Annotated in this window: 12 protein-coding genes and 1 pseudogene; 6 read left to right on the forward strand and 7 right to left on the reverse strand. The window is 70.0% G+C overall.

What is annotated here, in order from left to right; all coding sequences use genetic code 11:
* From yidC to VOI19_RS05985, 5 genes are all read left to right on the forward strand, one after another.
* Window positions 1-1036: membrane protein insertase YidC (gene yidC, locus VOI19_RS05965; protein ID WP_323792042.1), on the forward strand; the 1036-nt coding region annotated here is incomplete at its 5' end.
* A complete protein-coding gene (locus VOI19_RS05970) occupies window positions 1033-1620 on the forward strand; it encodes a protein jag (protein ID WP_323792043.1) in 588 nt (195 codons plus the stop codon). The genes yidC and VOI19_RS05970, both read left to right, overlap by 4 nt.
* Window positions 1621-1635: 15 nt before the next feature.
* Window positions 1636-2382, forward strand: coding sequence for a 16S rRNA (guanine(527)-N(7))-methyltransferase RsmG (gene rsmG, locus VOI19_RS05975; RefSeq protein WP_323792044.1), 747 nt, complete (start codon window positions 1636-1638; stop codon window positions 2380-2382).
* A 142-nt stretch (window positions 2383-2524) separates the two neighbouring features.
* Window positions 2525-3466, forward strand: a complete 942-nt coding sequence (locus VOI19_RS05980) for a ParA family protein (protein ID WP_323792053.1) — start codon at window positions 2525-2527, stop codon at window positions 3464-3466.
* The gene (locus VOI19_RS05985; RefSeq protein ID WP_323792045.1) at window positions 3463-4539 is read left to right on the forward strand and encodes a ParB/RepB/Spo0J family partition protein; all 1077 of its coding nucleotides are present in this window, start codon (window positions 3463-3465) and stop codon (window positions 4537-4539) included. Before VOI19_RS05980 ends, VOI19_RS05985 begins: the two co-directional genes overlap by 4 nt.
* Window positions 4540-4609: 70 nt before the next feature.
* On the opposite strand, the gene VOI19_RS05990 is transcribed toward VOI19_RS05985, so the two are convergent.
* Together VOI19_RS05990 and VOI19_RS05995 are read right to left on the reverse strand one after the other, a co-directional pair.
* Window positions 4610-5389 (reverse strand): lysophospholipid acyltransferase family protein, encoded by a 780-nt coding sequence (locus VOI19_RS05990; RefSeq protein WP_323792046.1) that lies wholly within the window; start codon window positions 5387-5389, stop codon window positions 4610-4612.
* 74 nt (window positions 5390-5463) lie between these two features.
* Window positions 5464-6678 carry a pyridoxal phosphate-dependent aminotransferase gene (locus tag VOI19_RS05995; RefSeq protein WP_323792047.1) on the reverse strand — a complete coding sequence of 405 codons (1215 nt, stop codon included), beginning with the start codon at window positions 6676-6678 and terminating at the stop codon, window positions 5464-5466.
* A 75-nt stretch (window positions 6679-6753) separates the two neighbouring features.
* On the opposite strand from VOI19_RS05995, the gene VOI19_RS06000 reads away from it, so the two are divergent.
* The gene (locus VOI19_RS06000) at window positions 6754-7392 is read left to right on the forward strand and encodes a GNAT family N-acetyltransferase (RefSeq protein ID WP_323792048.1); all 639 of its coding nucleotides are present in this window, start codon (window positions 6754-6756) and stop codon (window positions 7390-7392) included.
* 54 nt (window positions 7393-7446) lie between these two features.
* Here VOI19_RS06000 and trxA read toward each other — a convergent pair whose 3' ends face one another.
* From trxA to VOI19_RS06025, 5 genes and pseudogenes are all read right to left on the reverse strand, one after another.
* On the reverse strand, window positions 7447-7770 hold the full coding sequence (gene trxA / locus VOI19_RS06005; RefSeq protein WP_323792049.1) for a thioredoxin: 324 nt from the start codon (window positions 7768-7770) through the stop codon (window positions 7447-7449).
* A 127-nt stretch (window positions 7771-7897) separates the two neighbouring features.
* Window positions 7898-8896 carry a thioredoxin-disulfide reductase gene (trxB, locus tag VOI19_RS06010; protein ID WP_323792050.1) on the reverse strand — a complete coding sequence of 333 codons (999 nt, stop codon included), beginning with the start codon at window positions 8894-8896 and terminating at the stop codon, window positions 7898-7900.
* Between the two features lie 131 nt (window positions 8897-9027).
* Window positions 9028-9786: a hypothetical protein gene (locus tag VOI19_RS06015; protein WP_323792051.1), complete on the reverse strand. Its 759-nt coding sequence runs from the start codon at window positions 9784-9786 to the stop codon at window positions 9028-9030.
* Between the two features lie 99 nt (window positions 9787-9885).
* A complete protein-coding gene (sigM, locus tag VOI19_RS06020; protein ID WP_323792052.1) occupies window positions 9886-10575 on the reverse strand; it encodes an RNA polymerase sigma factor SigM in 690 nt (229 codons plus the stop codon).
* Window positions 10572-11076, reverse strand: a pseudogene (locus tag VOI19_RS06025) (hypothetical protein); the annotation flags it as partial. The gene sigM and the pseudogene VOI19_RS06025, both read right to left, overlap by 4 nt.

Raw genomic sequence — 11076 nt, forward strand, 5'->3', positions numbered from 1 at the left:
CACGCTGGGCTATTCGCCCGATGCCCTGAAAGCGGCCGATGACACGGTCTTTCTGAAATATATTCTGCGGCGGGTTCCGCTGTTCGTCAAGCAGATCAAGTCGCAGCGCAACATGCAGCTGATCCAGCCGCGGGTCAAGGAGCTGCAGAAGAAGTACGGCCACGATCGCCAGAAGCTCGGCGAAGAGACGATGAAGCTCTACAAGGACGCCGGCACCAACCCGTTCGCGTCCTGCCTGCCGCTGCTGCTGCAGATGCCGATCTTCTTCGCGCTGTTCCGCCTGCTCGACCAGGCGGCGAAGAACCAGACGCCGCACGGCTTCCTCACCAAGGACCTCGCCACCAAGTTCGGTGAGGCCAAGATCGGCGGCGCCGTTCCGATCTACGAGTCCTTCTGGGGCGCCCGTACCTGGGGAGACACCCCCGACGGTGGCGTGATGATCGTGGCGTTCATCCTCGTGATCGCGATGACGGCCACCACCTTCCTGACGCAGCGCCAGCTGATGAGCAAGAACATGCCGGCCGACGCGATGTCCGGGCCCTACGCCCAGCAGCAGAAGATGCTCCTCTACGTGCTCCCGCTGGTCTTCGGCCTCGGCGGCATCGCCTTCCCCATCGGTGTGCTGCTCTACTGGACGACGTCGAACATCTGGACGATGTGCCAGCAGTTCTACGTGATCCGCAACAACCCCGCGCCCGGAACGCCGGCCTTCAAGGCCAAGCAGGACCGCGACCGTGCCAAGGAGCGTGAGGCCGGGATCGCCTCGGGCGAGATCATCCCCGAGCCGGAGCCCGAGACCGACCGCCGTCCGGCGGTGCGCCAGCAGCCCAAGCGTCAGTCGAAGGCGCAGCGCCAGGCCAACCCGCACAACTCGTCGCGCCGTCCGTCGCCGGACGCCGCCGCCGGTGAGGCGACGCCGACGAGTGACCCCGTTGCGAGCGAGGACACCACCCCTGACCAGCCGGGAACCCCCGGCACCAGTGCCGGCAAGCCCGGCACACCCCACCGCAGCAAGAAGAAAAGAGGCGGACGATGAGCGCCGAAGCAGAGACCCAGACCGAGGACACCGTGGACGAGAACAGTCAGGCCGCAGAGGTCGAGCAGGCTGACGACTCCGACCACACTGACCACTCAGGGCAGCCGGAGCAGCCCCGCCTCTCGCGAGTCGAGCAGCTCGAGGCCGAGGGCGACATCGCCGCGGACTACCTCGAAGAACTTCTCGACATCGCGGACCTCGATGGAGACCTCGACATGGACGTCGAGGGCGACCGTGCCGCCGTCTCCATCGTGGGCGGCGACCTGCAGATGCTCATCGGTCGCGACGGTGGGGTGCTCGAGGCGCTCCAGGAGCTCACGCGCCTCGCGGTCTACCGCGTGACGGGGGAGCGGAGCCGCTTGATGCTCGACATCGCCGGGTACCGCGCGGAGAAGCGCACCGAGCTCATCGCTCTCGCCGAGCAGACGGTGGCGCAGGTCAAGGAGTCCGGGGCGCCGGTCTCGCTCGACCCGATGTCGCCGTTCGAGCGCAAGGTCGTGCACGACGCCGTCGCCGAGGGTGGCCTCTCCTCGGAGAGCGAGGGCGTCGAGCCCCGTCGCTTCGTGGTGGTCCTGCCGGGCTGACAGCCCGAATTCACGATGACGGACCCGTCGGTTTCACGTGAAACAGCGACACCCCCCGCGCCCGCTGAGGCGCGGGGGGTGTTTGCTGACCGCCTGGCACTCGCCGAGCGCTATGCCCAGCTGCTCGCCACGGACGGCGTCGTACGCGGCCTGATCGGCCCGCGCGAGGCCCCGCGGCTGTGGGAGCGCCACCTGCTGAACTGTGCGGTGCTGGAAGAGGTGATCGCTCCGGAGGCCACCGTGTGTGACATCGGTTCTGGTGCCGGCCTCCCCGGGATCGTGCTCGCCATTGCCCGCCCGGACCTCACGATCACTCTGGTCGAGCCGCTGCTGAGGCGCACGACCTTCCTCGAGGAGGTCGTCGCCGAGCTCGGACTCGATCGGGTGAGTGTGGTGCGCAGTCGCGCGGACGCGCTGCAGGGGAAGTCGACCTTCGACGTCGTCACGTCTCGCGCTGTCGCCGCGCTGCCCAAGCTCGTCGACTGGTCGATGCCTCTGGTGGCGCCGCACGGCGAGATGATCGCCCTCAAGGGCGGGAGCGCCGCTGACGAGGTGGCGGAGGCGGCATCCGATCTGACCCGGCGCGGCTGCGCGCCGGCGAACGTGTCCGAGGTCGGTGCCGATCGAGTTCCTGAGGGCACCTGGGTGGTTCGCATCGCCTGGGCGGACCCGTCGTCGGTATCGTTCGGTTCGCAGGCGCCCGCTGGTGCCGCACGCTCGGGCTCGTCCCGCAAGAAGCGCCGCCGCCCCCATGGCAGATGAGGGTGTGGCCGGCGGGTCTGCGTCGGTCGAGATTGGTTTTCCACAGAACGGTCCTGGAGTTCCTGAGGGCACTGTCCCGGTTTCACGTGAAACCGAGGCGGAGCACAGGGATGTTCCACGTGAAACGGAGTTAGACGTGCCCATCCGAACCGCCGGTGATCTCGCCGCCTACGGCGACGGCTATGACGCCGAAGCGACCCCCCTGGCACGGGCAGCCCAGCACACGGTGCTGGCCCGCCAGGATCCTGCACGCACCGCAGCCTCATTCGCGCGCCCGGAGGCGACCCGCGTCATGGTGGTCGCGAACCAGAAGGGCGGCGTCGGCAAGACGACGTCCACGGTGAACGTCGCGGCCGCACTGGCGCAGCTGGGGCAGCGGGTGCTCGTGATCGACCTGGACCCGCAGGGGAACGCCTCGACCGCGCTGAGCATCGACCATCACCGCGGAGTTCCGTCCACCTACGACGCACTGGTGGACGGTCAGCCGCTGGCGGACGTGATCACCGCCTGCCCAGACCTCGAGGGCTTGTTCGTCGTGCCCGCGACCATCGACCTGGCCGGCGCGGAGATCGAGCTGGTGAGCGTCGTGGCCCGCGAGGGTCGCCTTCGCAAGGCCATCCACGGCCACCCCTGGGTCGGTACCGCGGCGGAGGTGGGGGAGGAGCGCTTCGACTACGTGCTCATCGACTGCCCGCCCTCGCTGGGCCTGCTCACGTTGAACGCCCTCGTGGCGGGCGATGAGATGATGATCCCGATTCAGGCGGAGTACTACGCACTCGAGGGTCTGGGCCAGCTGCTCGAGACCGTCGACATGGTGCGCGCTCACCTCAACCCCCAGCTCGCCGTCTCGACGATCCTGGTCACCATGTTCGATGCCCGCACCCGACTGGCGGCCGGCGTCGCCCAGGAGGTGCGTGACCACTTCGGTGACCAGGTGCTGCGCACCGCCATCCCCCGCTCCGTCCGGGTCTCGGAGGCGCCGTCGTACGGTCAGACCGTGATGACCTACGACCCGGGCTCCCCGGGGGCACTGAGCTACTTCGAAGCCGCTCGCGAGATCGCCGTGCGGGGGGTGCGCTCGTGAACGCCGGTGCTCCCCAGCGTCGCGGCCTCGGTCGCGGCCTCGGTTCCCTGATTCCGACCGCTCCCCAGGTGCCTCAGAGCGCTCCGGGCACCCAGGACGACGGTTCCGGCGCCGGCCACGGCGCTGAGGATGCTTCCACCAGCACTATTTCGAGCTCTCCAGGCTCCTCAGTGGCTGGTGGGGGCGCTCCGAACCGGCCGGGAGACGCGTCCGGCAGGGAATCCGGGGGACCGACGCTGGTCGACGTGGCCGGCGCCTACTTCGCCGAGCTGCCGATCGCCTCGATCACCCCGAACGCCGTCCAGCCGCGCCAGGTCTTCGACGAGGAGGCGATGGCTGAGCTGGTGCACTCCATCTCCGAGGTCGGTCTGCTGCAGCCGATCGTCGTCCGCTCGACGGGTTCGGGGGAGTCCGGTGACGCGGGCGAGTTCGAGCTCATCATGGGTGAGCGTCGGTGGCGTGCCTCTCAGGCCGCCGGGCTCACCACGATCCCCGCGATCGTGCGCCAGACCGACGACGTCGACATGTTGCGTGACGCGCTCCTCGAGAACCTCCATCGCAGCCAGCTCAACCCGCTGGAGGAGGCGTCGGCCTACGCCCAGCTGCTCGAGGACTTCGGCTGCACCCACGAAGAGCTCGCGGGACGCATCGGACGCTCACGACCCCAGATCAGCAACACGCTGCGGCTGCTCAAGCTCAGTCCCGCGGTCCAGCGACGCGTCGCCGCCGGGGTGCTCTCGGCGGGTCACGCACGTGCGCTGCTGAGTGTGGCCGATGCCGACATCCAGGACCGCCTCGCCACCCGCGTGGTGGCGGAGGGCATCAGCGTCCGCGCTCTCGAGGAGATCGTGGCAGTCGGCGACACCGGTCGGCCCGAGACGCGCACCCAGCGCCGTCGACCGACGGCCCCGGGCCTGTCAGACCTCGCCGAGCGGCTCTCGGACCGCCTCGAGACGCGGGTGAAGGTCGATCTGGGCCAGCGCAAGGGCAAGATCACCGTCGAGTTCGCCACGCTCGAGGATCTTCGTCGGATCGTCGACCTGATCGACCGGGATGCCGCCGGCTCCAGCTGATGCTCCGTTGACCACACGGCTATAAGTCGACAAAGCCACCTAGTGACTAATCACTAGGTGGCTTTGTGGTTCACGACTTGTGTTGCTGCGCCGCCCGCTTGGCGGCACGACGGGCTGCCCGCTCCTTCTTCTCCGCCACGTCGAGGGCTTCGGCCTCCTCGAGAGTGGGAGCGCTGCCGCCGTACGACGCGGGAAGCCACCACGAGCCGGGAGGCTGCTCCTCGGCCGGGTAGGAGCGGATCGCCTCGTCGAGGAGCGCACCCATCACGCGCTTGAGCTCGGCGGTCTCGGCGATCGGGTCGTCGCCGGTGGGGTGCAGGGGCTCACCCACGCTGATGGAGATGGTCTTGCCGCGAGAGAAGTCCTTGGGGTGGTCCTTGGTCATCATCCGCTGGGTGCCCCACAGGATGACCGGCACGAGCGGCACGCCCGCATCGGCTGCGATGCGCACCGCTCCGGTCTTGAACTCCTTGAGCTCGAAGGACCGCGAGATGGTCGCCTCAGGGAAGATGCCGACGGCCTCCCCGGCCTTGAGATAGCTCAGGGCCTGCTCCATGGAGGCGATCCCGGCGCCTCGGTCGACCTCGATGTGGTGCAGCGAGCGCATCAGCGGCCCACCGAACTTGTTGTCGAAGATCTCGCGCTTGGCCATGAAGCGCACCAGGCGCTTCGAGGGGTTGGCCGCCAGGCCGCCGTAGACGAAGTCGACGTAGCCGATGTGGTTGACCGCGAGCAGCACGCCGCCCTCCCGGGGGACGTGCTCGGTGCCGGTCATGCGGAAGTCCTGGCCCAGGAGGCGGAAGAGCGTCTTGGCCGCAACGATGATCGGCGGGTAGGTGATGTCACGCATGGGACGACTCCTGGAGTGAGGGCTGGGGCAGGTCGGGGGTGGTTCGGAGCGGGAGCAGGTGTGGGTGGGCGTGCTCAGCGACGCGTGGCGAGGAAGTCGGCGATCCGTCCGATCGCTTCCTCGAGCATGGCGACGTCGGGCAGGGTCACGAGGCGGAAGTGGTCGGGGTCGGGCCAGTTGAACCCGGTGCCGTGGGTGACCAGGAGCTTCTTGGCGCGCAGCAGGTCGATGACGAAGGCCTCGTCGTCGTCGATGCGGTAGACCTCCGGGTCGAGCCGGGGGAAGCAGTAGAGCGCGCCCCGGGGCTTGACCGACGACACACCGGGGATCTCGTTCAGGAGACGGTGGGCCAGCATCGACTGCTCGTAGAAGCGCCCGCCGGGGCGGATCAGCTCCTCGATCGACTGATAGCCGCCCAGGGCCGTCTGGATGGCGTGCTGGGCCGGCACGTTGGCGCACATCCGCATGTTGGCGACCAGGGTGAGGCCCTCGATGAAGTCCTCAGCGATCTCGCGGGGGCCGGAGATCATCACCCACCCGCTGCGGTAGCCGCACACCCGGTAGGCCTTGGAGAGCCCGCTGAACGTCAGGCACAGCACGTCGCTGCCCGCGGCTTCGGCGGCGTGGTGATGGACGGCGTCGTCGAAGATGATCTTCTCGTAGATCTCGTCGGCGAACACGACCAGCTCGTGGCGCCGGGCGATGTCGACCATCCCGGCGACGATCTCCTTGCTGTAGACCGCGCCGGTGGGGTTGTTGGGGTTGATGATCACCAGGGCCTGGGTGTGCTCGGTGATCTTGGCCTCGATGTCGGCCAGGTCGGGGTTCCAGTCGTTGCTCTCGTCGCAGAGGTAGTGCACCGGCTTGCCCCCGGAGAGCGTCACGGCACCCGTCCACAGCGGGTAGTCGGGCGCCGGCACCAGGATCTCGTTGCCGTCGTCGAGGAAGGCCTGGAGCACCATCGAGATCAGCTCGGAAACACCGTTGCCGATGAAGACGTCGTCGACGGTGACGTCACGCAGCCCGCGGCCCTGGTAGTACTGCGCCACGGCGGTACGGGCCTCGTAGATGCCTCGTGAGTCGCTGTAGCCCTGCGACTCGGCGAGGTGATGGGTCATGTCCGACAGGATCGCCTCGGGTGCCTCGAAGCCGAACGGCGCGGGATTGCCGATGTTGAGCTTGAGGATGCGGTGGCCCTCGGCCTCGAGGCGCTGGGCCTCCACCAGGATGGGTCCCCGCACGTCGTAGCGGACGTCGAGGAGCTTCTTGCTCTGTCGGATCTGGCGCACCTCGTCATCTTCGCAGGTCACCGCACATCAGCAACGGGGCTGTCCGGACGGCGCCGACGGGGGCACACTGGGGGAGTGCGCACGGTCGTCCGTCTCACCCCCGATCGACTCGACGACCTGCGTGCTGCCCGGGTGCCGTGCGCACGCTGCCTGACCTGGGAGGCGACACCGGTCCGACGCGCGCTGATGAGCGCCGACGAGGGCGTGGCCGAGAAGGACGCCTGGCTGTCGACGGTCCTGCGCGAGTGGGGGTCGTGCGGCCGAGTGCTGCTCCTCGACGACGTCGTGGCCGGGTACGTCGTCTACGCGCCCGCGGTGCTGGTGCCGGGGGCCGCCCGCTTCGCCACCGCCCCGGTCTCGCACGACGCCGTCGTGCTGACCACCGTCCACGTCGAGCCCGAGCACCGCGGCTCGGGCCTGGTGCTCGTGCAGGCGATGGCCGCCGACCTGATCGAGCGGGGCGGGGTGCGGGCGGTGGAGGCCTTCGGCCGCGCTGCCTGGGTGCCCGCGCGCTCGTGCGTGCTGCCGGCCGACTTCCTGGCCAGCGTCGGGTTCCGGACCGTGCGCCACCACCCGACGACCCCGCGTATGCGCATGGACCTGCGCTCGGCGCTGACCTGGCGGGAGGAGGTCGAGGCCGCACTCGGCCGTCTGGTCGGCGCGTTGCGGCCCGCGCCCACCCCGCTCCCGGAGACCCGCAGCCAACGCACGTAGGGCCCCGCCGACCGAAGTCGGCGCGGCCCCTAGGTGGAAAGTGCTGCAGTCGACTCAGATGAAGTCGGCGAGCTCCTTGAGGATCGCGGCCTTGGGACGGGCGCCGACGATCGTCTTGACGACCTCGCCGCCCTGGTAGACGTTGATCGTGGGGATGCCGGTGACCCGGTAGGAGGACGGCGTGACTGGGTTCTCGTCGACGTTCATCTTCAGGAACTTCACCTTCTCGCCGTGCGCACCGGCGAGCTCGTCGAGGATCGGCGCGACCTGGCGGCACGGACCGCACCACTCCGCCCAGAAGTCCACGAGGACCGGCTTCTCGGACTTGAGGACCTGTGCGTCGAACTCGGCGTCGGTGACGGCTGCGATGTTGCCCATGGTGATGTCCTTCCTAGGACTCTACGAAGTGTGGTTGACGATCCAAGGCCTGAGGCCACGAGCGCCAGTGTGGTGTGAACGTCTTCGCCCGGGAGGTTGTTCCCGGGCCGACGCGATCGGGGGTGCCTCAGGCGCCGACGCCCGCTCCGGCGACGGTCCCGTTGCCCGTCGAGACCGGGGCCGTGGCGGCGGCGTGGTCGAGGTCGGCGAGGTAGCGCTCGGCATCGAGGGAGGCTGCGCACCCGGTGCCGGCTGCGGTGATGGCCTGACGGTAGTGGTGGTCGACGAGGTCGCCGGCCGCGAACACGCCGGGCAGGTTGGTCGCGGTTGCGGGGTGGTCCTGCACGAGCACGTAGCCGTTCTCGTCGAGGTCGACCTGGCCCTGGAGCAGCTCCGAGCGCGGGTCGTGCCCGATGGCGATGAACAGCCCCGTGGCGTCGAGGTCGCGGGTCTCGCCGGTGACGGTGTCCTTGATGGTCAGCGACTCCAGGCTCTCGGTGCCGTTGATCGAGGCCACGGCCGAGTTCCAGATGATGTCGATCTTCGGGTCGGCCAGTGCGCGCTCCTGCATGATCTTGGAGGCGCGCAGCTCGTCGCGGCGCACGATGAGGGAGACCTTGGACCCGAAGCGGGACAGGAAGGTCGCCTCCTCGACGGCCGAGTCGCCGCCGCCGACGACCGCGATGTGCTGGTCGCGGAAGAAGAACCCGTCGCAGGTCGCGCACCACGAGACGCCGCGACCGGAGAGCGCGTCCTCGTTGGGCAGCTCGAGCTTGCGGTAGCCCGAGCCCGTGGCCAGGATCACCGCGCGTGCGGTGTAGGTGTCGGTGGCGGTCTTGACGACCTTCAGCTCGCCGGTCAGGTCGACCTCGACCACGTCGTCGGCGATGAGCTCGGCGCCGAAGCGCTCCGACTGGGCGCGCATCTCGTCCATCAGGGCCGGACCCATGATGCCGTCGCGGAAGCCGGGGAAGTTCTCCACCTCGGTGGTGTTCATCAGCGCGCCACCGGCGGTGACGGAGCCCTCGAAGACGAGGGGGGCGAGGTTGGCCCGGGCGGCGTACACCGCTGCGGTGTAGCCCGAGGGGCCGGAGCCGATGATGATCACGTTGCGGGTCTCGGACATGGGGTGATGCAACTCCTCAAAGGGGGCGGATCTCGCGGGGGACGGGCGCCTGGTGCGCGCCTACCCTGGTGGAACCGATCCTAGGGGCGACAGATTCCCGCCGCCGCCGGCCCGCTCACGTCCCGGGCCTGTCAGTCGCCCACAGGCAGCACGGTCGAGCGCAGGATCTCACCGGTGCCGCAGCGCAGCAGGTCGGCCGTCTGGGTTTCCCCGGTCACCGGCCGGTAGGCCAGCACCGCCGGGACGCCGTCGTACAGCGCGGCGAGCAGTCGTCCGGCGCCCCAGTCGGCGGTGTCGCAGACGAAGGTCTCCGAGCGGCTCAGCGCCTCTCCGGGCACGACCGACATCGGCAGGGAGCGGACGCCGGGGCGATCACGCAGGCGCAGGGCCTGCTTGGCGAAGGCCTCCTCGGTCAGTCGGACGGGCGGGCGGGGGGAGCCCTTCTCGAGAGCGGACGCGCCGGGCTCGACGGGACTCAGCTGCGAGGCACCGGCGTCTGCCTCGGCCCCCTCCTCGGAGCGGGAGAAGTCGGACGTCGACCCCTCCGACCGGTCGGCCTCGGCCGACTCGGCGAGATCAGCGGTCGAGGCCGCCTCGGAGCTGTCGCTTCCGGACCCGAGGTCGAGCACCTGACCCAGCCCGACCCCGACGACCACGACGGCAGCAGCGGCCACGAGCAGGCTCGTGACCCGGCGCCTGCGACGAGCGTGCAGGTCGACCACCGTGCGGTGTGCTGCCGGGTCCAGCTCTTCGGCGGCGAGCTGCTCGAGCACGCGATCGAGACGCGCGGCGACGTCGTCCGGGACCGGTTCCGCGTGGCGCGCCCCGGAGAGCAGTCGGCGCAGGCGCGCCTCCTGCTCGGGGGTCACCTCGGGATCGTGGTCGGGCATCAGGGCGTCACTCTTTCAACTGGTGGTGCGTGGATCGACGCGCGGGTACCCGGCTCGCGCGCCGTCAGGACTGCTAGGGGCTGCTGGTGCAGGTCGTGGTCAGCGGGCGGTCGTGTCCGGTGGACCACGGGGTGGATTCGGGGATAGGACGGCCCCGCCGCCCGGCGGGTTCCCCCGCTGGGCCGAGCGCGGGCCCTGCGGGTCGTCGTCCAGCAGGTCGGCGAGGAGGACGGCGAGCCTCTTGCGGCCCCGGGAGCAGCGCGACTTCACCGTGCCCACGGCACACCCGAGCATCTGGGCGGCCTCCGCGACGGGGTAGCCCTCGAGGTCGACCAGAACGATCGCGGCCCGCTGGTCGGGCGCCAGCGTGGCGAGCGCGTCGGTGATCTGGCGGCGCTGCTCCAGCTGGACGCTGGTCTCGGCGGGGTCGTCCTCGGCGGCCGTCATCACCGAGCCCCGGTTGCCGTACTCCTCGAGGTCGTCGGGCAGCGGCTCGGCGCGGCGCACCTTCATCGCACGGAGGCGATCGAGGCAGGCGTTGACCACGACCCGGTGCAGCCAGGTGGTCACCTGCGCCTCTCCTCGGTAGGAGGCGGCGCGACGGTAGGCCGCGACCATGCCGTCCTGGAGCCCGTCGGCAGCGTCGTCGGGGTTGCTCATCGTGCGCAGGGCGACCGCCCACAGCCGGTCACGGTGACGGGCGAAGAGCTCGCCGAACGCCTCGTGGTCGCCGGCCACGTGGGCGGCCAGCAGGGCAGCGTCCGACCGCTCGACCTCTGGGGTCGTCATGAGCCGGGCGCCGCTTGCACGACCACCTCGGCGACTCGTCCGCGGAAGAGCGAGCCCTCAGCCGGGAGCGAGGTCAGCCACACCACGGCGTAGGAGGCGGTCACGGGCTCGTCGAGCGTCAGCGTGGCCGTCGTACGGCGTGCGCGGGCGCGGCCCGCGGGGGTGCTGTCGGCCACGCTCGTCGGCGCCTCGTCGAAGAGGTACAGCGCGAACCTGGTCGGCGAGCCGACCAGGGTGAGGTCGATCCCGGTCACGCGCTGCTCGCCACCGAGGTCGAGGGCGAGCCCGACGCCGGTCTTGAGCCCCGGCGGCGGACCGAGCTGGTCGTTGTAGCTCTGCGTGGGCCACGAGGTCGCCGCGTCGCCGTCGACGGCGCTGGGAGCCTCGTCGTCGTTCTCGGCCCCGTCGGTGCCGAGGGGGTCGAAAGCCAGGGCCGTCACCCCGTTCAGGGGACGGCTCTCGACGGACGAGGCGTCTGACGAGCGCCTCGGGTCGTCGCTC

Origin of the sequence: Nocardioides sp. (assembly GCF_034670285.1) — a bacterium.
Taxonomy (GTDB): Bacteria; Actinomycetota; Actinomycetes; order Propionibacteriales; family Nocardioidaceae; genus Nocardioides.